The sequence below is a fragment of the Methanobrevibacter sp. genome (assembly GCF_017427765.1).
In the GTDB taxonomy this organism is placed as follows: domain Archaea; phylum Methanobacteriota; class Methanobacteria; order Methanobacteriales; family Methanobacteriaceae; genus Methanocatella.
The window spans coordinates 13508-33795 of the sequence record NZ_JAFRSC010000016.1 but is presented as its reverse complement, the minus strand read 5'-3'; the positions used below and the strand labels follow the sequence as shown (position 1 = coordinate 33795).

General features: G+C 34.8%; 24 protein-coding genes. All 24 read left to right on the top strand.

Translation table 11 applies throughout. The features are described from left to right. The first annotated feature begins 86 nt into the window (after nt 1-86). The 24 genes from IJL02_RS03850 to IJL02_RS03735 all read left to right on the top strand — a co-directional run bounded on the left by IJL02_RS03850 (nt 87) and on the right by IJL02_RS03735 (nt 20286). A complete protein-coding gene (locus tag IJL02_RS03850; protein ID WP_292809233.1) occupies nt 87-560 on the top strand; it encodes a hypothetical protein in 474 nt (157 codons plus the stop codon). Then, nucleotides 557-901 carry a hypothetical protein gene (locus tag IJL02_RS03845; RefSeq protein WP_292809231.1) on the top strand — a complete coding sequence of 115 codons (345 nt, stop codon included), beginning with the start codon at nt 557-559 and terminating at the stop codon, nt 899-901. Before IJL02_RS03850 ends, IJL02_RS03845 begins: the two co-directional genes overlap by 4 nt. Nucleotides 902-1101: 200 nt before the next feature. Continuing rightward, a complete protein-coding gene (locus IJL02_RS03840; protein ID WP_292809229.1) occupies nt 1102-1302 on the top strand; it encodes a hypothetical protein in 201 nt (66 codons plus the stop codon). Nucleotides 1303-1706: 404 nt separating this feature from the next. Then, nucleotides 1707-2012 carry a hypothetical protein gene (locus IJL02_RS03835; protein WP_292809226.1) on the top strand — a complete coding sequence of 102 codons (306 nt, stop codon included), beginning with the start codon at nt 1707-1709 and terminating at the stop codon, nt 2010-2012. An 86-nt stretch (nt 2013-2098) separates the two neighbouring features. Beyond that, nucleotides 2099-2527 (top strand): hypothetical protein, encoded by a 429-nt coding sequence (locus IJL02_RS03830; protein ID WP_292809224.1) that lies wholly within the window; start codon nt 2099-2101, stop codon nt 2525-2527. A gap of 207 nt (nt 2528-2734) precedes the next feature. Further along, nucleotides 2735-3289 carry a hypothetical protein gene (locus tag IJL02_RS03825; RefSeq protein WP_292809222.1) on the top strand — a complete coding sequence of 185 codons (555 nt, stop codon included), beginning with the start codon at nt 2735-2737 and terminating at the stop codon, nt 3287-3289. 28 nt (nt 3290-3317) lie between these two features. Then, nucleotides 3318-4589: a PBSX family phage terminase large subunit gene (locus IJL02_RS03820; protein WP_292809219.1), complete on the top strand. Its 1272-nt coding sequence runs from the start codon at nt 3318-3320 to the stop codon at nt 4587-4589. 12 nt (nt 4590-4601) lie between these two features. After that, nucleotides 4602-5927 (top strand): phage portal protein, encoded by a 1326-nt coding sequence (locus IJL02_RS03815; protein ID WP_292809217.1) that lies wholly within the window; start codon nt 4602-4604, stop codon nt 5925-5927. 2 nt (nt 5928-5929) lie between these two features. Continuing rightward, nucleotides 5930-7819 carry a phage minor head protein gene (locus IJL02_RS03810; protein ID WP_292809215.1) on the top strand — a complete coding sequence of 630 codons (1890 nt, stop codon included), beginning with the start codon at nt 5930-5932 and terminating at the stop codon, nt 7817-7819. 856 nt (nt 7820-8675) lie between these two features. Next, nucleotides 8676-9869, top strand: coding sequence for a hypothetical protein (locus IJL02_RS03805; protein ID WP_292809213.1), 1194 nt, complete (start codon nt 8676-8678; stop codon nt 9867-9869). A 192-nt stretch (nt 9870-10061) separates the two neighbouring features. Next, nucleotides 10062-11144 (top strand): hypothetical protein, encoded by a 1083-nt coding sequence (locus tag IJL02_RS03800; protein WP_292809211.1) that lies wholly within the window; start codon nt 10062-10064, stop codon nt 11142-11144. A gap of 43 nt (nt 11145-11187) precedes the next feature. Then, on the top strand, nt 11188-11445 hold the full coding sequence (locus tag IJL02_RS03795) for a hypothetical protein (RefSeq protein WP_292809209.1): 258 nt from the start codon (nt 11188-11190) through the stop codon (nt 11443-11445). A gap of 72 nt (nt 11446-11517) precedes the next feature. Further along, nucleotides 11518-12093, top strand: a complete 576-nt coding sequence (locus tag IJL02_RS03790) for a hypothetical protein (protein ID WP_292809207.1) — start codon at nt 11518-11520, stop codon at nt 12091-12093. A 6-nt stretch (nt 12094-12099) separates the two neighbouring features. Then, nucleotides 12100-12465, top strand: coding sequence for a hypothetical protein (locus IJL02_RS03785; RefSeq protein WP_292809205.1), 366 nt, complete (start codon nt 12100-12102; stop codon nt 12463-12465). Then, nucleotides 12458-12811: a hypothetical protein gene (locus tag IJL02_RS03780; protein ID WP_292809203.1), complete on the top strand. Its 354-nt coding sequence runs from the start codon at nt 12458-12460 to the stop codon at nt 12809-12811. Before IJL02_RS03785 ends, IJL02_RS03780 begins: the two co-directional genes overlap by 8 nt. Nucleotide 12812: 1 nt before the next feature. Then, nucleotides 12813-13487 carry a hypothetical protein gene (locus IJL02_RS03775; protein ID WP_292809201.1) on the top strand — a complete coding sequence of 225 codons (675 nt, stop codon included), beginning with the start codon at nt 12813-12815 and terminating at the stop codon, nt 13485-13487. Continuing rightward, nucleotides 13484-13696 (top strand): hypothetical protein, encoded by a 213-nt coding sequence (locus tag IJL02_RS03770; RefSeq protein ID WP_292809198.1) that lies wholly within the window; start codon nt 13484-13486, stop codon nt 13694-13696. The genes IJL02_RS03775 and IJL02_RS03770 overlap by 4 nt, the downstream gene beginning before the upstream one ends. 5 nt (nt 13697-13701) lie before the next feature. Further along, nucleotides 13702-14871, top strand: coding sequence for a hypothetical protein (locus IJL02_RS03765; RefSeq protein WP_292809196.1), 1170 nt, complete (start codon nt 13702-13704; stop codon nt 14869-14871). An 11-nt stretch (nt 14872-14882) separates the two neighbouring features. Further along, the gene (locus IJL02_RS03760) at nt 14883-15269 is read left to right on the top strand and encodes a hypothetical protein (protein ID WP_292809195.1); all 387 of its coding nucleotides are present in this window, start codon (nt 14883-14885) and stop codon (nt 15267-15269) included. 99 nt (nt 15270-15368) lie between these two features. Beyond that, the gene (locus IJL02_RS03755) at nt 15369-16103 is read left to right on the top strand and encodes a hypothetical protein (RefSeq protein WP_292809192.1); all 735 of its coding nucleotides are present in this window, start codon (nt 15369-15371) and stop codon (nt 16101-16103) included. Beyond that, nucleotides 16096-16281: a hypothetical protein gene (locus tag IJL02_RS03750; protein ID WP_292809190.1), complete on the top strand. Its 186-nt coding sequence runs from the start codon at nt 16096-16098 to the stop codon at nt 16279-16281. Before IJL02_RS03755 ends, IJL02_RS03750 begins: the two co-directional genes overlap by 8 nt. A gap of 4 nt (nt 16282-16285) precedes the next feature. Then, nucleotides 16286-18685, top strand: a complete 2400-nt coding sequence (locus IJL02_RS03745) for a hypothetical protein (RefSeq protein ID WP_292809188.1) — start codon at nt 16286-16288, stop codon at nt 18683-18685. Between the two features lie 2 nt (nt 18686-18687). Then, on the top strand, nt 18688-19293 hold the full coding sequence (locus tag IJL02_RS03740) for a hypothetical protein (RefSeq protein WP_292809185.1): 606 nt from the start codon (nt 18688-18690) through the stop codon (nt 19291-19293). 6 nt (nt 19294-19299) lie between these two features. Further along, nucleotides 19300-20286, top strand: a complete 987-nt coding sequence (locus IJL02_RS03735; RefSeq protein ID WP_292809183.1) for a transglutaminase-like domain-containing protein — start codon at nt 19300-19302, stop codon at nt 20284-20286. The last annotated feature ends 2 nt before the right edge of the window (nt 20287-20288 follow it).

The window sequence follows — 20288 nt, the reverse complement described above, 5'->3', positions numbered from 1 at the left end:
GGTTAATATGACAGTAATAGTGGCTGTGAAAACAGATGAACATATTATCATAGGTGCGGATAAAAGAGTAATTCAGGTGATACCCTATGAGTGAAAGAGACATTGATTTCCTGTTAGACCTATACGAACAACCCTATGTGAAAGGCGAACAAAGAAGCAATGATACGAAAAACAAGATAAACATTGAAAGCAAAAGGAAAAACAGACACCTAATATTAGATGAACTATTATTAGAAGCAAAGATATTAGTGTTAACTCCAAATCAGAAACAATTAGTACGTGAACTAATTGATGATTTTAATTCTGATTTCCAGAACCTGCACCGTCAGGCAAGTGAAGAATGCATAATCCTTGCTTTCATATTCTTCGTGAAAAAACTGGAAACTCCAAGGATAAAATTATCCAATTACAGGATCACTAAGAAATATAAGTTAACAGACCAAATCTTTGAGAATATTTTATGCAGATTAGCTTTGAAATTCATGCAACGTGTTCCGATTGTGCCTCGTCAAACCAGTAAAGATGAACATGATGTTTTAATAAGAGAGGGTAAACGATGATTCGTGCGGATAATATTACTTTTAAACCACCAATGTGTATGGTGGACCAGAATCGTGAAAGGAATGAGGAAGTGGATAGTTTATTGGATGCTTTAACAGAGTTTTTCAGTCAAAGGAATGTGGTTTTTCTTGCTGATTTAACTGTTTCTAATAATGAGTGGGTTAAATGTGATGGTGGTAAGAAGAGGAAGGATTTCACATTCCCTTTGAATAGTCTTGTGAAATTGGAGGTTTATTCTGATAAGTTAATTTTTAGTTTGTTGGATGGTTGTGTGCATGAGTTGGTTATTGGTAAGGATTTTTTCTGGTTTTTTGAGTGGGAGCCTGCTTACTATGACTAAAACTCTTTTTGTCATCTTATTCTTTTTTTTATAAAAAAAGAATCAAAAAAAGTTTTATACTGATATATAATCTATATGTACTAGTATAAATATATTACTTATTTTTTTAGGGTATTGACTAGTCAACACTAAAAAAGAGTTTAAAGTCAATATTAATCTTTCCAGGACGATGTAACTTACTAATATAAGAGATTATTAGTATGTGTGATGAAATTCCTGAAGACGAAATCGAAGAAGTCGAAAATACTGACAAATGTCCCGAATGCAAGACATTAACAATAGTCCGTAGTGAAGACCGCAGCTATGAATACTGTACAAAGTGTGGTTTAATCACCCGTGCTAGTTACAACTATAGCGCCGGAATAAAATTCGACTTACCATATGGATTACTCATCATATAATAAAATACTAAGTCTTATTCTTATCATTTGATTACCTCAATAAAATAAAATGGAGTCAAATATGGAGTAAAAAAAGGATATTATATAACTACTGTAATTTATCATTTCCAGGTACTTTTTAATCAAAAAATTTTTTTGCTTTTTCGAATTTCATATACAAATTTTGTTACTTCCACATTTTCCTTTTTTACTCCATTTACTCCTTTTTTCATATATGCTAATGTTATGGGCGAACCATAACACCAAAAAAAATGTTATATTCTTTAATTTCGATTAAAAAAAACGTATTGCATCTAAGAATTTCATATTTGGTGTTATAAATAGGCTGAGGGGGTGCAAATCCTCTCCATAACACTTACCACTAATTTTTTTCATGAAACAAAAACTAATTAAAGTGATTAACCATGGTTGAATCTTTCAAATATAAAAGTAAAATAGCAACAGCTGTAGCATTCATAGCAATGATAATAACAGCTTTAGGTAAAGACGGATTAACACAAATAATCCCCGCAGAATATGTATGGACAATACCAGTACTGATAGGTGCTGCATCATGGATTCTAGCACAAAAAACAGAAGACCATCGTGTTGAAGTTGCTGAAGAAATAGTCCATGAACAATACAATGATGTTGATCCAACTACCGAAACAGAAATTGAAACTAATACTGAAAATGATGTAGTTGGAGATGATCTCGATGGAGGATGCTAAAACCAATGATGAAAACATCATCGAAGACATCGACCCAGCTTCAGAATATGAAAAATTAAATGACATTTACATAGCAGGTGATACAGATGCCTGCACATGAATGCATCCATGAAGAGCAAATCCAAGGACAATCACGTGAAATCGAAAGATTATCCGAACGGTCCAAGTTCAAAGAACAGAGGATAGATGAATTGAATGATAAAATAGATAAACTCACAGACAAAGTAGATAACATATCCGATGATATAAATAAAATAATTCTTCAAAGTAACACAGCAGATAAAGAATTAGAATTACGATTAAAAACAATGGAAACTCAAATTGCTCTTCAAGAACAATTAATCGAACAACAAAAACAAGCATTAAAAGATTACAAAGAAGAAATGCAAACAGCTGCTGAAGAAGCCAAAAAAGAAGCTGATAAAAAGAGTAATACGAGACTAGTCATTATTGGTTTAGTATTCACAGCAATAACAATCATCTCAAACATCTACTTTAACATAATCAGATTATAAAGAAAATTTTTATTATTTTAATTTTAATAGTGGCCAATTGGCCAATTATTTTGACCAAATGACCAAAACGATTTTGGCCAATTACGACCTTTTACTAAAAAAATATTAATTGATGTAGATAACATGGCACGAAAAAGTCTAATTGAATCAAGTGACCATTTTGATGAAATAGTCGAACGATTATCTCGAAATGAAACTGGAAAGGATGTGTCTACTTGGTTGAAAGATACATATAATGAAGACATATCACCAAGGACTCTGAACCGTTACAAAGCTACTAAAATTAATATGGAAGCAAGGGTTGAAGCTGAGCTTAATAGACGTGCAGAGAAAAAGCGTGAGTTGCAAAAGAAAAAGAAAGCTGAAAAACTCAAAGCGGAAAAAGAACAATCTGAAAAATTGGATAATGCCACTAGTGCTGTGGTTCAAAGTACAACTGATGTTGAAGAAACTATCCGGACTGTTTCCGAAACTATTGCTGATAATATGCGTGGTGTGGCAAAGGTTGCTGCTGAATTTCCAGGCATATTTGAGAAAGCTAAAAAGGATGCCCAAGACCCTGATAGTAATGTCACATCAAAAGATGTTGCACGTTTAGCTTTAGATGCTAATAAATTATTCAATGATTACTTTAAAGACACTGGCCCTGATGTAGAGGTTAATGTTAATAATGAAGTAATCGGTTTATCTGATTCAATTGAAGCAAGTAGGCAGAAGTATGTCAAATGGAAAGAGGAACAAATTAAAAAGAAGAAAGAATAAGAATTTTTTCCATTTTGGTGAGTGGGGTATGACCTCACTAGATTATATTTTCTGTAGTGATGCTTGGATTAATATTGCTTATGGATCTGTTAGGTCCGGTAAGACAATTGCCTGTAATGCTAGGTGGATTGAATTTGTCACTAAATCAGATAGTGATGAATTTTTGATATCTGGTAAGACATCGCAGTCATTGAAGCGTAATGTGATTAAACCGTTAATTGCTATGTTGAATACTGATAATATTGATTATGATTATCGGCAGCATGATGGTGAATTGCTTATTGAGGATAAAACTTGTTATTGTATGGGTTTTAATGATGAGAAAGCTGTTGATGTTATTGCGGGTATGAGTGTTGGTGGTTGGTATGCTGATGAGATAGCTAGATGTCCTCAGTCAGCTGTTGAAATGGCTATATCACGTTGCAGTGATGTGGGGGCGAAGATGTTCTGGAATACTAACCCTGACAGTCCTTATCATTATATTTTTACTAATTATATCAACAATCATGAACTGTTGGAAGCTGGAACTGTTAAGACTTGGAAGTTCCTATTAGATGATAATCCTAATTTACCACCAGAATATGTAGAGGAACTTAAGAGAGTTAATCAGAAAAGTGAAGTCTTCTACAAAAGAAACATTCTTGGTGAATGGGTTATTGCCGAAGGAGCAATCTATGACATGTTTGATACTAAACAGAATGTCTTTACATGGAATTACTTGAAAGATGAATTCCCCTCTGAACAGAAGATTCATGAAATCAACTTATGCTGCGATTACGGAGTCAGTACCGTTACAACTTTCGGGGTAATGGGAATACATCGAGACATACATCAAGGTAACACTTACTATTTACTCGAGGAAACCTACTATGACAAAGAAGACATCGGTGTAGCACAATCAGACTCCGAAAGAGTCGATGACATTGTAATGCTACAGGACAAATACCATCTCAACGAGACCAGTACAATATTCCTACCACACGATGCAGCAAGTCTGAAGACTGCTTGTCAAAAAGACAATCGTGTTAAACTCAAAGTCAAAACCTATGCACCAGACACTTATGAGGATATCAAGAAAACTCAAGACTTATTCAATAATAACAGATTCTTAATACATCAAGACTGTACCAACAGCATCAGTCAAGCTCAAACTTACAGTTGGGATAAGAAAGCCCAACAAAGAGGTGAAGACCGACCATTAAAAATAAACGACCACTGCCCAGACATGTGGCGTGGAGGACTATACGGTCCAACCAATACAACAAATACCGCAACACCATTAGGTGTAATTTACTTTTAAGGAGAAACTAATATGTTAGATAACTTTCGTATGAATATGAAATCCCGATTCAGGAATGCTGTAATGCCAGTACTCCGAAAACCATATGAGGATAGTTTATTCCAACAATATATCCGAGACTATCATTTCATATTCAATACAGTTAATAAAACAGCTGGACATTATGGTTTCTTCAAACAAGCGAAAAACAATCCATATGTCTACAGTTGTGTAAACGCAATCAGTGATACTTTCCTGATTAACGGATTCAAAATCAACAATCCAGATGATTTCAAAGTAAACATCAATAACAGAAGATACCTTACTAACTTGTTCAATCATCCTGAATCAAATGAATCCAGCATTACTTTTCCTGTATTCATTAAACAGATAGTGAACAGTCAGGAACTTGTAGGCGATACTTTCATTGAAGTGAACTATGAAGAATTTGATTATGACCATAACAATTATCATATCATTAATGGTTTGCAGTATATTCCTGCAAGTCTTATCCGATACTTTGATGACACCGACCAGTATGGTTTCCGTAACAAGCCTCATATCCGTTATGAGCCGGATGAGTTGATTCATATCTATGAACCTTCAACGGAATTTCATGACAGTAAGTTCGGTGTGTCCAAATTGGAGACAATTCAAAAGCCGTTGCTGATGATGTTTCTGGGTATGGATTATAATCAGAAACTCATGGAGAATGAGGGTATTGACCCTACTGCAATTTTGGCTTTTGATAAGGATATGGATAATGATGAGTTCAATACTGAACTTTTAAGATTACAAGCTATGATCCAATCTGAAGTTCGTAAACGTGGGGGAATGTTAGCAGTCAAAGGAGCCACTTATCAGTCTGCGAATATGAATAATAAGGATATGGATTATGTTAATATGATGAACATGTGCAGAGACATGATAATATCATTATTCCGTGTACCACCGGCTATTGTTGGTATTATTGAAACTGCAAACCTTGGGAGTGGTAATGGTGAAGCTCAAAAGGAACAGTTCAAAAATGTTATGAATGCCAAGGCCAAATTCTATGAGGCCGGTTTCAACAAAGCCCTTGGCCGTAATGGGTTTAATGAAGTTTTCCAGTTTAATGAAATTGATATTGAAGATGAATTGAAACGTGCAAATATAGAATCTATACAGGTTCGTGATGGTGTAAGAACTGTTAATGAAGTTCGTAAAGAATACGGATGGGAACCTGTTGACTGGGGAGACTATCCACTCAATAGCGGTTCAAATGCTATTGATGAGTTTGATATGAAAAGCCTAGAAAATACTCAAAGATACAAAAACAATTTATACAAATCAGGATTACTTGAAAATTGGATGTTTTAAAAATGATACCTAACCTTACAGACTTACATATCCCTAATGATAAAAAGTTGAGTCGTGGAGAGCAAGAATATCTCCGCAGATTATTATCCGGTTTGGATAATCAAATGCTAACCGCTGCAGAATGGTTAGGTACACAGGAGGCAAAGGAATTTTTCAATACTCGTCAAAGTGAGATAAGGGAATTCTTCCAGGAATCCGGAATACGACAACAACTTCGTGACATCATTGATTATAATGCAAAAGATAGTGATGATCTGATTAAGAAATTTTATCAGGTTGGTTCACAGTTAGGTTACAGGGACATCCACAAGAAACTCTTGTATACTCCTGCGGATAAAAAGGCATTGTATCATGTGACTCAGTATAATTTTGATTTGATAAGAGATTTGAATACTCAATTGTTTGAGGGTATTCAGGAAACTATATTTAATACTGTTGCAGCAGGTAATGGTGCTGATGTTACTGCACGTGAAATATTAAATCTTGGAATCAAACCTTTACCTATCAAGAATGAAGATGGAGAGGTTGTTCGGTTGATTTCTCCTCGTGTAAGAGCAAGGATGATTGCACGTACTGAACATGCAAGAGCTGTTAATACTGGTACATTGCAGGCCTATAGTAATTATGGTGTGGAGCATGTTGAGATAATTACTGTTGGTGACAGTAGTGTCTGTGACATTTGTCTTGATTTACAGGATAATAATCCTTATACTCTACAGGAGGCAATGGCATTGTTGCCCGCTCATCCAAATTGTTATGATGATGAAACTGAAGTGTATACTAAATCCGGTTGGAAATTATTCAAAGATGTAACTTTAGAAGATGATATTTTAACTTTGAATCCTGAAACTAAATTAACTGAATTTGTTAAACCAGTAAAATTAATTTCATATCCTAATCCTCATGGTTACATGTATCTTATTCATAATAAATGGTTTAATTGTTGTGTAACTCCTGACCATGATTGTTTTGTTTACCAAAGAAGAAGGGTAAATGGTGAAAGAGATGATTATCCTGAATTCCATAAACCAGATGAGTTAAACTCAGAATCTAAATTTTTAAGAATTGTTGAAAATGATAAGGTTTCCCCAGAATACATTGATGTTAACGGTTTGAAATTTACCTCTCAAGATTATGCATTTTTCATGGCATGGTATCTGAGTGAGGGTAGTATTTTACATAATCAAAATTCTGCAAGAGCTCATTCTTATCCAATTAAAATAACTCAAATGAAAACAAATACTCGTGAAATTTTAGAAAAAGAATTCAAAAGAATATCTGAATATTTAGGTATTAAATTATATGTTGGTAAAGACTATTTTGAATTCCATAGTAAACAATTGCATGACTATTTGAAACCTTTTGGATATTCATATGAGAAATATGTTCCAGAAGAATTATTTGAGTTAAGTCGTGATGATCTAAAACTATTCCTTGATATGTATGTTAAAGGGGATGGGCATAAAAGAGGTAATGAACAATGTTTATTTACTTCAAGTAAACAATTAATTGATGATTTAAGTTATGTTTCATTATTGGCTGGATATAATCCAACAGTATTTCTTCATTCTAGAGAGGGAAGTGTTGTTGAGCATAGAAATGGAGTTTATACTCAAAATCATGATGTTTACGGTATTAGGTTAAATAATTCAAAGTATGCGTTTATTGAGAAGTGTAATATTGATAAAATAGACTATGATGGTAATGTGTATTGTATTGAATTGCCTAAATATCATACTTTATGGGTTAAACGTAATAATCAGACCAGTTGGAATGGTAACTGCAGATGCAGTTTCGGACCTGTAGTGGAAACTCCATTATATTTCCCTGAAGACAATCCGGTTATTATTGATTTAACTCAAAGGATGACATTACCTAACGCTACTGTATAGTGTTACAAAATAGTCATGTTTATTATATAACTATATCATGGTGATGAAGAATATTCTTTTTTCATTCACAAAAAAAGTGGTGTGTAAAAAACTTCTGTAAAAAAAACTGCCGTATTTTTTCATTTTTAGTGTGTAAAAATACCATAATATATAATCTCCGAAATTTTGAGTTAAAAAAATTGGAGTTTTCTTATAGACCATTTTTGTGGTGGTTTCTCCTTTATCAAAAAACCACCCCCTCCTATAATTATCATATTATTTTTATTCATCGTGTTTTTACATCAAAAAATAGTTTCTATGAGAAAATAGGGGAGGATAAAAATATTATCCTCCTTTTTTCCTCCCAAAAAATATTTTATATCATAGTCATTTCGCTACCTTAATTGTGACTCCACCTGGAACAAGTGGCTAAACTATTCCACAATAGATTCGTCCGGTATCTCCTCCAAATATAATGGAGGGTAGAGAGAAATCGTTTTCTAAAATTCGAACACAAAATGCATTAATCACCGCTAATGACCAATATTACAGAGGATTAAAAAAGTTATGTCACTAAACTGTCCTTATTTTATCCTCCAATATACTGCCTAATTTTTTGTGCATTTTTCCGCAAAAAAAACACGTATCTACAAAAAAACCCTCCTCTTTTACATCTGCGTAATATTAAGGGAAACTTAAAAAAAAGCCTAAATATATTCTTTTTTCATTGAAAAATGTTTTTCCCCAAAAAAATCCAGTTCCTCATCTTTTTTGGGGTTTTTTTCATTTTTCAAAAATATTTTAATCAATATGTTCTTTTTCAACTTTTAAGCTAGTGAAAAGAACCACCCAAATTAAACATTTTTTGTGATACAAAATGACAACCGAAGCTTTAGAATATCGTGTCTACGGATTACCCATCGAAAGTAAATCCTACGACATGAACGAAGATGGAACATTGACAATAATAGGTGTTGCATCAACCACCAACAAAGACTATGCTAATGAAATAGTATCACCAGAAGTTTTAGAATCATTAGCACAGCAAGCCGTTGGAATCAACATATACCGAGACCACAACCGGCATTATGAAGGTGGAATAGGAGCCGTTATCAAAGCATGGGTAGAAGATAACCAACTTTGGATCGAAGGAAAAATCCTATCAGAATATGCACCTGGAATAAAAGAACGCCTAGACATAGGAATGAACTTTGGTTTCAGCATATCCGGATTCCCAAAGAAACAAAGAACACCTGAAGGCCTATTAATTGTTGATTACGATTTGAAAGACATTACCTTAACCTATATCCCGATGAACTGGGACACCTACGGTACTGTTGAGTATAAAAGTCAGAATTTGATAGCCAGCAACTGTTTGACTGGTGCATGTTATCATGCGTTAAATGATGGTGAAATTATGAGTGACGAAAAAATCAAAACTGAGCCTATTCAAGAAGAACCAGTAATTGATGAAAAAGATATGAACGATGATGCTGGTTTATCTGATGCTCAAAAAAATGAAGTGAAAGATATAATGAATGAGGTTATAGCTGAATTAGAACCTCGTATTATTGAAAATCTTAAACCTGAACTTGAAAGTCTTGCAGATTCTGCTGCTAATAAAGCTGCTGAAGAAGTGGCTAATAAGATTGTTGCAGAATTAAAAGCTACTACTACTGTTCAGGATGAAGAATCTGTTGAGGAAAAAGAATTACCAACAGAAAAAGAAGAGGAAACTGAAGAAGTCTCTGAACCAGTTGAAACTCCTGAAAAAGAGGAGGAAAAATCTGAAGCAGGTATCGCTGAACCTACAACCGGCGACCTTGAAGAAGAAGATAAAGCTGATTCAGAAAATGATGATGATGCTGAACATGAAGAGTCAGAGGAAATTGATGAAAAATCATTGGATGAAAAAATACACAATGCAATTGTAAAACAAGTCAATGAGAAATTCAATGAAAAATCCATTTCTTCCAAATTCAACAGGTTCAAAAAAGAATCTAAATCTAATACTGATTCTGAAGTAAAACCTAAGCGTGATGCTTACGGTAGAAACCTCAAATACATCTAAAATAATATTTTTTAATTTTTTAATGATAAAATCTGTATTTTTATTTTTTTAAACAGAATTTTTGATACTTACTCTTTTTAGCAAAAACTTGAATCCCAGTTAGCTAATGCTAGGATTAAACTCTTAAAAAATATTCTTTTGCTAAAAAGGAAGACCATTTTAAAAAAACACCTACTATGGAGGATATTTTTTATGTCAACTACAATTGAAGAAAAAATTTTAAGTCAAGACAATTTTAACATGAAATTTGCAGACGCAGCTTTCGATGCTTCTGGTGACCTCAACCCAGGTTGGGCTGAACCTACCTTTGATGACTTTTTCACCAGAGTGACTGATGAACCTGTATTACTCGAACAATCCAGAGTAATTAAAATGAGATCATTACAACATGATATTGATGACCTTGGTATTGAATTAGATTTCGATATTCAAAGAAACGCATCCACCGGCGCATCCACTGGTTTAACCAGTAACGAAACCGCACCAGTATTAAAAAGGAAACAATTATTAGCTCAACCTTTACAAGCTAAAACCATTATTCCTTTAAACTTCATCGATGAAAACATTGAAGGTGAAGACTTCCTTGCTAAATGGTTAGGTTTATTAGGTACTGAAATGGGTCCTGCTATGGAAAGATACGGTATCTACGCTGACACTAGTGTTGCAACTCAAACTGGTGAAAGAACTGGTTTCACTGCAACCAATGGTTTACTTGCTCAGGCAAAAGCTATTCAAGCAGATGCTACTACTGATGCTGAAGGTTTCGCACCATTAGTATACAGTAATAATGCTTTGGATGGTTTATTAGATGCTGCTGAAATATACGTCGAACAAGACGGTAACATGAAAAACGCTAACATTGTTGTACCTCCTTCCATGTACACTAAACTTGTACGTGACATTGCAGCTCGTGAAGACAACCTCGGAGAAGCTGTCCTTAAGGATGGTAAAATCCCAATGGTTATGGGAATGGAAGTTAAACAAGACAACATTCTCAGAAACACCAGACACGGTTGGGACACTCAAAAATTCAACACAACCACCGGTAAATTCGCCGGCAATGGTTCCAACATTGATAAATTAAGGTACGCTTTCATTGGTGAACCTTCCAACATCGTATTCGGTATGATGCGTGATATGGATGTTTTAAACCAATTCGACATTGATGAAATTGGTTACAAAGTAGTTGGTCTTGCTAAAGCTGACGCTAAAATCCACTACGACCAAGACACTCTTGTTGTACCTTACACTAAAAACGCAAAATCTAACTCCTAGATTTTGCACCTTAAATTTTTTTAAATTGGGAGCGTGCTTATTTATGGTTAGATTTAATGATTTATCTACAAAACAGAAAGCTAGTAAAGAAGACCGTTTTGATGTTCTTGCTGCTGAGATTGATGCTGCTGCAACTGGGGATTCCAGTATTGCTGAGGATGTATCTGCTTTGAAAACTGCTGTTGGTGATGCTGAAAGTGGTATGACTAAAGATGTTGCTGACTTGAAAACTGCTGTTGGTAGTGAGGAAACTGAAGGTAGTATTCTTGCTAGAATCAAAGCATTAGAAGATGCAACCTAATGGACAAAAATCTTCTTTATTATATTTTTTTTTTAATTTATAGAATTTGAAACAAACAGGGAGGAATTACAAATGTCTATAATTACTCCTGAAGAATTGAAAACATTTTTAGAATTACAAGGGATTGCTGATTCTGAATTAGAAGACTTAACCCTACTTCAAAATTTAATTGATTTGAAAAAAGAAGAGATTATTGCATTGACTGGTTTGCCGGTTGATCCAGTAACTCGAAAGCAAATCATAAAACGTTTCAGGGGAGATGTTTTTGAAACAGATTGGTATCCTATTTGTAAAGTGGATTCTTTTAAGATTGATAATGTTGAATTAACTGCTGATGAAGATTATGTTTTAGATGAAAATGCGGGGATTTTTTATCTTACTCGAATTAGACAAGGCCTAGTGGTTATTGAGTATCATCAGAAAATATCTGATGATGTAGTTTCTGGTAAGATTAATCCTTTGATTTCTGATATGGTTCTGTATCACCTATCCAATACGGATACTAATATGGGAGAGATTACTTCCATTCATGAAATGGACACCTCCATCAGTTATGATACATCAAATAATCTTGGTAATCGTATTTACAGTCGTATTGACGCATTGAAACAGATTAATTGTTACTCTCCAAAAGTTAAATGGTTGTGATGGTTTATGGTGTATTTCCCTAATGTTGAGTTAGAGTTATATGACTATACTGATTCTCTCACAGAATTTAATTCTTATTACGAACCATTAAAGGAGTATTCGCTTAAAGAAACTGTTCCATGTAATTTCCAACCTATGTCTCCAAATGATTCCTTGAAAGAGTTTGGGGAGATTTTAACTGACACTTACAAGGCCATTATTGATTCTAATGTAGAGGTTAATCCTCGTATGTTGGTTAAAATCAAAGGAGAACCAGATACATATGAGATTACTGGTACTCCTATGGTTAACACTCATTTTAATCCTACAAAGCATACGAAACTGATTCTTAAGAAACAACGAAAACCTACAAAGGTGAATACTAATGATTGATGTTGATGTTGTTTTAGAGCCTAGTTTTCGTAAGAAAATTAATAGGTCAATTATCCGAGAGTGTGAAGCAATTACTATAAGGAACACTACTTTGGAAGCGGAATCTCGTTGTAAAAAGATTTGCCCGTATGATACAGGGGCTTTGATGAGAGGTCATTCTACAACCATATCTGATACTGAAGGTACTGTCCGTAATCGGCAGGATTACTGGGTGTTTGTTGTTTTTGGAACTAGTAAAATGCCTGCTAGGAATTATCCTCAAGTTGTTGTTAATAGTTTGTATAGTGAGAATTATATGAGCAGGACTTTTAAAACTCAATTGGTTAAAAAAGGAGTGTTGGACTAAAATGATTAAACCAATACAAGCACTATTAAGTATACTTCAAGGTAGAATCGTTTTAAACGATGGTACTCCAGTCAATGTGATAAAAAGAGACTACCCATATGACCATACTCCATGCATTACAATTGACAATTCCGGTGGAAGCACAACCATAGACAAAAAAATAACAAACCGTGATTACATCATACCCGAGACTCATCCACAATATGACCCTGAACATCCTGATAAGACTATTTCTCAACAAGTACGACGAGAACAAATAGCAATAGAATTAGGAGTTCATATCTGGTGTGATGATGAACATCAAAGAGAGGAAATCACCCAGAAAGTCAAGACCTTATTCGATATGGTGCAATCAGATCACTACCTATTCTGCCAACAATACAACAACGGGAATTGCACATTCCTCGACACAAAATGTAAAGTAGACATTCATTCTGCACGGGGAATTAAAAACCAATGCCCAAAACCATACGATTATCATTACAAAAACATCTTCACAGCATTTGATATTATAAGAGCAACATTCAACGTTGCTCCACCTTATATCTTAGACGATACAACTACTAATCCACCTGTATTGCGAAGTATTATTCGAGTCTCCTTTAGCTACTACGAATATTATAATATCGGTGGTGCAGTCAGTGAAAACTTACATGTTAATGAGGACTTATTATGACAAAAAAGACTAAAAAGGAAACCTCAGAAGAAAAATTCACCTTAGTGGAATTAGTGTCTAATTCCGATTTGCACTACCCACTCATAATAATGAATCTTTCTCGTGCAGGTTTACTCGAACAATATGAAACTGAAGTTGAAGCATACGGCCGTTTAGACATTGAGCCAACTATGACTTTAACTGAATTTAACAAAATTATGGAGGCCTAGATAAAATGCCTATTACAAAACGACCAGGTTTGTATTTTAACGAAACTACCGAATTTGAATTACAGGGAAATGGTGGTAAAATCCCAGTATGGATTGGTAAAACTGGGAATTCAGCTGCAACTGGTTATAAAGTTGATGGTACTCAAGTATTAACTTTTAAAAACTGGGGAGAAGTGAATCGTAGTATTGCAAATGGTGGAATTGGAACAGATACTTCCACAAACCCTTTATTAGCTGCATTAAAAGACTTTTTTGAAGAAGCTGAAGTCAAGTCAAGTGAACAGATTGGAATTCCATACATCTATGTTATTGACGTAGGTGCAGGAACAAGTAAAGATGTGTGGTTGGCTGCATTAACTACTGCTAAAACAATGCGTAAAGCTATAATTGAATTCTATGTTGGAGCAGAAAGCATAACCGACAATAACTATACTATAAGTGATTTCATTGCAGCAGCAAATGCAAGTATCAGTACTGAAACTGCAAACTTAAATCTCAGAACTGCATTCACCACCAAAGCCGGTGCTACTGATGCTCAATTAATTGCTCTAAATCCAAATCCTGGAGGAATCTTAAAATCAAGATTTGGTTTAATCGAACCTGATAAATTCGGGAAACATGCTGCAAGATTATGCTGCACCCCATATTATATTGAACCTGGTTTCTTACCCTTCCGTAGTGTTGAACCTGGTGAATTCAAAGCCAGAACTGATGCTGAAATCTTAGCTTTACAAAATGCAGGAATCATCTTTGGTACTGATGAAGTTGTTGATGACCTTGTGGTATGTAGAATTAACCTCAGTACTTCCACAGCTTTTGCTTTAAACCCAAGACCTGCGGACAGTTTATTCCATGCTAGATTTAATGCAGACCATCTTTTACGTGAAGTGTTCAAAGCAGTTTTCAGTCAAATCAAAGCAAATGAAACTGCATCTTATCTTGTTAAAGCACAGACCAAAGTTGATGCAGTTATTGATGATGAAGTTGAAGCTGAAAGAATGATTGCTTATAACAGTGAAACCGGTGACGGAACCAAATTAACTCTTGTTGAATCTGAAGATGAAGAATATGATATGGAGTTAAACGGTCAAATCCAAGGAATCAACTGTACTAATGCAATTCTTGTGAACGTTAAAATTAAAAACCCTGCTGTAAAAGCAATAGCAACTAGTTAAAGGTGGTAATAATGGCTGATACTATTTATTATGGTGAATCTCAGTTAATGTATGGTGATATTGAAATTGTATGCGAGTCATTCAAGATATCTTTCAAAACAGATAGTGAAGATTTGACCGCTACTAACAGTTCCACACCTTACGGCACTCAATTCGGTAAAGACACTATTGAGGCAGAGGCAAGTGGTATTGACCCTGCATTAAGAAAACCATTGAAAAAAGCAATGGAACAAAAGATTAGAGATACTCTTGCTTCATATGATTTTGAAGAAGCTACAGGAAATCTTATTGAAGATGATGTATTGTATGGAGCATATATTAAAGAGTTAAGTAAAGAGAATGCTGTTAAACCTTTCAGCGTCAAATTTGGTGCTACTGGTTATAAGAAACAAAGTTAAAATCCCATTAATTTTGTTTCTTTTATTTTTTTTAAACTTTTTTTAGGGATTATTTTATTTTTTACTATTTATCATTTTTATTAGAGGAGGAATATGCGTATGGCAAAAGACAAAAAAGCAGAAAAAATGGAAAAACACTTATTAAAAACACAATTCCCCAAAGAATGTGAAGAATTACCTTTTGATAAGTTAGATGAGGATGAACAAGCGGTTGTAACTAAATGTATTAATCATGAAGAGTTATCTGACGATGAATTTTCATTACTGAAAATGACCTTGCAGAAATATCGTGAATATATCCGTAAACACAAACCATCTGAAACTGTTGAAGCAATGAAACAAACTGTTCAAATCATTAAAACAGAAAAAGAATTTTTAGACATACTTGATGATGAAACTAATAAGATATTAAGAGTTCATTTACCATATCAAGGCAATGTCTATGAGTTTGATTTTGAAATATTACCTATCGATAACTCACGTATCGTGGAATACATGGACATGAATATAGATCTATTCAAAGATTATGGTCCTGAAGAAAGAGAATTATTCACCAGGTCACAAGAAGGCGGAGACTTAACACCGGAGGAACTTGCAATAGTTGAAAAAATGACAAAAGACTTGAATGCAATTGCAAGTGAAGAAAAAGCAAAAATAACAGACGGATTCCTCGCAAGTCAATTAAGACTACCCGAATCCACTCAAGATTATAACGCTAGAGTAAAATTCTGGCAAAGATTCCCATTCCTTGAAAAATGGGCTATCGTAACCAAAGTCGAAGACAGACTTGGATTAACCGAAAAACACAATGAAAAATTATTTCCAGATGGCTAACAGTTTTTTCGGGGAAGTATATTTCAGAGTATCCAAACATCTAGGTTGGTTGCCCTCTGAAGTTATTAAAAACAAATTCAATCCCGACATTAAATTTTTAATTTTCAAATATACTGCAGAAATTAGGAATGAGATTAAACAAAGTGAAAAAATCAAAGAACAAATGAAGGAGACATGAACGCATGGTTTCATATGAAGATATCTTAATCCGTATTAGAGGAGAAGACAATACGGGTGGTGCTTTTGGAAGTGTTGAAAGTAGAGCGGGGGCTTTGAAAACTGCTATTGGTGGAGCAGTAACTGCAATGTCTGCTTCAATGTTATCTTATGCTAAATCTGCTGTAGATTCTGCTATGACTGCGGAGAATGAATGGAATAAATTCAGCAATGCAGTTAATAATTCCGGAGGCAATTGGGATAAACAATCAGATGAGATTAAATCATGGGTTCGTGAATACTCTAATAGTATGGGTAGAAGTGTAGCGGATACAAGAGCTGCAATGACTACTTATATGAATATGGGAATGTCTTTTAAAGAATCTCAAGATGCAATGCAGGCCACAAGTAATTATGCTGCGCAAATGGGTATCTCTCAAGAACAAGCTGCAGGTCAATTACAAAAAGCATTTATGGGCAACGGTAGAGCATTAAAATCTTTAGGTTTGGATATTAAAGACTATCAAGATGAAACCACCGGCGCTATTGATAAACAAAAATTATTAAATGACATATTATCCCGTACTGGGGGTGCTGCTGATAAATATGCTGATAGTGCTACCGGTAAATTTCAAAGATTAAACAATGTACTGGCTAGTTTGAAAACTGATTTTGGAGCTGCACTATTAGATGCAATCACTCCGTTGATTCCTGTTGTTCAAAATTTTCTAAATATAATAAATGGGTTACCTGGGCCTGTTAAAAGTGTTGGTTTTGCAGCAATTGCTCTTGGTGCCGGTATTGGTATTATTGCAGGACCTTTAACAAGTGTTATTGGTTTAATGGAAATGATGGGGATAACACTCCCAACAATTGGTGGATTACTGGGTACTGTAGGTGCTGAAACTGGAGCATTAACCGCTGAACAAATTGCGTTAGCAGCTTCTCAAGCAGGTTTAACCGCTGAAGAAGTAATGGCTGCAGCAGCTCATAGTGGAAACATGGCTGCATTAATGGGTGAAGGTGCCGCAGCAACTGGTGCAAGTGGAGGATTTTTAACTTTAGCAGCTGCTGAATTAGCAGCATTATGGCCTATACTTGCTATTGCAGCAGCCGTTGCAGCATTCGTTGTAGTGGTGGAGCAAATTGGTGAATCTCTTGGATGGTGGACAGATTTCAGCACAATGTTAGATGCAATTAAAGCAGGTGTTGAAAGGTTATGGAGTGCTTTCATAAATAGTCCTCAAGTTCAAGGTGCAATTAAAGCTGTGCAAGATGCAGTGAATCAGTTATGGACTTTTTTACAACCTGTCTTTGCATGGATTGGTGCTGCATGGAATAACTTATTCCATAGTGAAGGAGCGGGTAGTGGTGGTCCTGATGTTGTTAGAATGATTATTGATTTCTTTGGTCAATTGGGGTCTGTTGCAAGTCAAGTGTTTTCAATATTACAAACAGGATTCAATACAGTTAGTTATATTGTAACTCCATTATGGAATGGTTTATCTAATATTGTTGGAGTATTTTCAAAGTTAAGTGATGGATCATTATCTTGGCAAGATGCTTTCATACAAGTCATAACTACTATTGGTCAAAGTATTTCTGGTTTCCATTTACGTATTGCTCAAATTGCATTACAGATTGGAGCAAGGTTATTAAGTGGAATTATTAGTTATGCTAGTAGGATTCCTGCTAGACTTGGAGGTTTCTTAAATCAAGTTTTATCAAGATTATTGGTATTTGGTTCTGTTGCTGCTATATATGCTATTCAAGCGGGTTTAAGAATATTGAATGGTATTATTAATCGTGTCCGGCAAATACCTGCAAGAGTAGGTGCTTTCATGAATCAAATTCCTGGAAGAATTTTAAGTGCTGCTGGTGCGGCTGCTAGTGCTGCTGCAAGTCTTGCTAATCAAGCTAAACAAGCAGTAGTTAATGGTATTATGGGTTTGGCAGATTCAGTATATAATGAATTCATCAAGATTGGGGATAAAATCAGAGATTCTGTAAGCAGTGCTGTTTCTGCTGCAACTAATTTTGGTAATGATATTAAAAATGCTGTATTAGGTGCTTTGGGTATTGCAAGTCCTGGTATTATTCAAAGGAAATTAGCTATTGAGTTTGCAGATATTCCTGGCCGTATTGGTGAGTCAAGTGACTATGTATATAATGCTGCAAAAGACTACGCCGGTAACATTCTTAAAGGATTTAATGCTCCTCAAATGAAGATGAGCACACTTGGTGTTGTCCGTGAGAATGGAGAATATAGTGTTAATGGTATGCGTAACGGTAATGTTACTATTGTCCATGTTCATGAAAATGCGGTTCCTGTTGATGCACGTAATATGACTAAGAAAGAAGCTCAAGGTGTTGTGACTTTAGCATTAGAATCGTTGAAAGACCCTGAAGGTACAGGAGGTGCTTAAGTATGGCGGAATCAGCAGATGTGATGTATAGTAAAGAAGGCATTCCTACTGATGGTTGTAACTTGGAGATTATGGGTTATCCGTTCTATGCGGATAATGTCAGTCCTAATGAGGCTTATCGCAGACGAGAATATAATTTTAATAATATTGTTGGTGGAACTCAAGATGTTACTCCAGGTGCTTATGTGGGATTGGATTTCACAGTTACTACTCATGTTTTCATTGATCCGGATAGGCCAGATGAGTGGAATAGTATTTTTCAGGAAATGATGAGCAAACCGGTAGATGTTGTTTCACCTGACCTTGGAGGTAGGTTTACTGCTATTGTTGTTATTAAACCGGAAAGGGAGAAATTGAATGCTTTAAAGTTGACTATTAGTGTTAAGGAAGTTCCGGATAGTAAAAGTTTGATTCCTGGTGAAGAGTTTTCTGTTCCTAAATCTCGTAAAGTCACAAAAAAGAAAACCACTACTAAAAAGACTACTACTAAAGATACTAATACTAAAAAACAATCCAGTTCCATTACAAAACTGATGAATACTGCTTTGAAAAATGCGGGTATTAAAAACAAGACCCGTACAAAGAAAAGTAAAAGTAAAGGGAAGTGAATATTGATGTCTGTTAAATTCTCGCTTTCCAAAGCAGGTCTTGAAGTTTATACAACCGAACCTCTCAAAGAGGTGACTGAAACTGAATCTTCTACCGATAACACTTCCACAACTGATGTTTCTAATAATTTCACTTTAGAGAATGGTGAAACAAAACAAATCGACTATGTTGGAGAATTATACTCTGACAGTTATGAGATGGATTATACTGAAATAAGCAGTAATTCATCTGTTAGTGTTCCTATCCGATATGTTAATCTTTTTTTCAAAGGTAAAAAAGTAGCTTTGAAGAAAGCATGGCAAAACGGGCCATTGAATTGGGAGCATATGGAAACCGCAATATTAGGTTTTGTTACTGAATTCACTTGGAACAAAGACAAGGCCAATATTAAAATATCTGGTATGGATAAATTAATGGAAGTTAATTATACTTTTGAATTCACACAAACCAAACGTTCCGAGGTTGTTAAACAGATTATTGAAGCCAGCGGTTTAAAAGCAAAGGTGGATGTAACCGGTCTTGTTGATGAGGTTATAGATTTCAAAACTTCATCAAGCAGTGATAGTGGGAGTAGTGACACTCCAGGAATTGGTAGTGCTAAAATCGATGACCTTGTCGCAAAATGGTGTTCTGGTAAAACATCAGATTTGGAAAAAGCAAAAGCAATCCACGCTGGTTTAAGAGATGAAGTTGGAATATGGTACGCATATTACTATAATTCACGATATCATACCCCGGAAAAATGTTTAGAAAACCATAAACATTTGAATTGTGGTGATACTGCAATATTAACCGCAGCTTGTATGAAATCTGGGGGATTAAACGCATACATCGTATTAAGATGTGACTCCGCACATTACTTCACAGTCATTGAAATTGGAGGAACAAAATATTACTCTGACCTCACATGGAGTGAAGGCCAAAGAAGCCAAAGAGCATTTAACGATACTTGGGAAAACAACAAATGCGGTAACAAATATGATTTAAAATAAAA

Coding starts and splice junctions, on each gene's coding strand:
- IJL02_RS03800 (WP_292809211.1), top strand. CDS start 10,062: ATGTCAACTACAATTGAAGAAAAAATTTTAAGTCAAGACAATTTTAAC.
- IJL02_RS03785 (WP_292809205.1), top strand. CDS start 12,100: ATGGTGTATTTCCCTAATGTTGAGTTAGAGTTATATGACTATACTGAT.
- IJL02_RS03810 (WP_292809215.1), top strand. CDS start 5,930: ATGATACCTAACCTTACAGACTTACATATCCCTAATGATAAAAAGTTG.
- IJL02_RS03795 (WP_292809209.1), top strand. CDS start 11,188: ATGGTTAGATTTAATGATTTATCTACAAAACAGAAAGCTAGTAAAGAA.
- IJL02_RS03755 (WP_292809192.1), top strand. CDS start 15,369: ATGGCAAAAGACAAAAAAGCAGAAAAAATGGAAAAACACTTATTAAAA.
- IJL02_RS03780 (WP_292809203.1), top strand. CDS start 12,458: ATGATTGATGTTGATGTTGTTTTAGAGCCTAGTTTTCGTAAGAAAATT.
- IJL02_RS03815 (WP_292809217.1), top strand. CDS start 4,602: ATGTTAGATAACTTTCGTATGAATATGAAATCCCGATTCAGGAATGCT.
- IJL02_RS03745 (WP_292809188.1), top strand. CDS start 16,286: ATGGTTTCATATGAAGATATCTTAATCCGTATTAGAGGAGAAGACAAT.
- IJL02_RS03845 (WP_292809231.1), top strand. CDS start 557: ATGATTCGTGCGGATAATATTACTTTTAAACCACCAATGTGTATGGTG.
- IJL02_RS03830 (WP_292809224.1), top strand. CDS start 2,099: ATGCCTGCACATGAATGCATCCATGAAGAGCAAATCCAAGGACAATCA.
- IJL02_RS03740 (WP_292809185.1), top strand. CDS start 18,688: ATGGCGGAATCAGCAGATGTGATGTATAGTAAAGAAGGCATTCCTACT.
- IJL02_RS03735 (WP_292809183.1), top strand. CDS start 19,300: ATGTCTGTTAAATTCTCGCTTTCCAAAGCAGGTCTTGAAGTTTATACA.
- IJL02_RS03765 (WP_292809196.1), top strand. CDS start 13,702: ATGCCTATTACAAAACGACCAGGTTTGTATTTTAACGAAACTACCGAA.
- IJL02_RS03805 (WP_292809213.1), top strand. CDS start 8,676: ATGACAACCGAAGCTTTAGAATATCGTGTCTACGGATTACCCATCGAA.
- IJL02_RS03760 (WP_292809195.1), top strand. CDS start 14,883: ATGGCTGATACTATTTATTATGGTGAATCTCAGTTAATGTATGGTGAT.
- IJL02_RS03820 (WP_292809219.1), top strand. CDS start 3,318: ATGACCTCACTAGATTATATTTTCTGTAGTGATGCTTGGATTAATATT.
- IJL02_RS03850 (WP_292809233.1), top strand. CDS start 87: ATGAGTGAAAGAGACATTGATTTCCTGTTAGACCTATACGAACAACCC.
- IJL02_RS03775 (WP_292809201.1), top strand. CDS start 12,813: ATGATTAAACCAATACAAGCACTATTAAGTATACTTCAAGGTAGAATC.
- IJL02_RS03790 (WP_292809207.1), top strand. CDS start 11,518: ATGTCTATAATTACTCCTGAAGAATTGAAAACATTTTTAGAATTACAA.
- IJL02_RS03770 (WP_292809198.1), top strand. CDS start 13,484: ATGACAAAAAAGACTAAAAAGGAAACCTCAGAAGAAAAATTCACCTTA.
- IJL02_RS03840 (WP_292809229.1), top strand. CDS start 1,102: ATGTGTGATGAAATTCCTGAAGACGAAATCGAAGAAGTCGAAAATACT.
- IJL02_RS03750 (WP_292809190.1), top strand. CDS start 16,096: ATGGCTAACAGTTTTTTCGGGGAAGTATATTTCAGAGTATCCAAACAT.
- IJL02_RS03835 (WP_292809226.1), top strand. CDS start 1,707: ATGGTTGAATCTTTCAAATATAAAAGTAAAATAGCAACAGCTGTAGCA.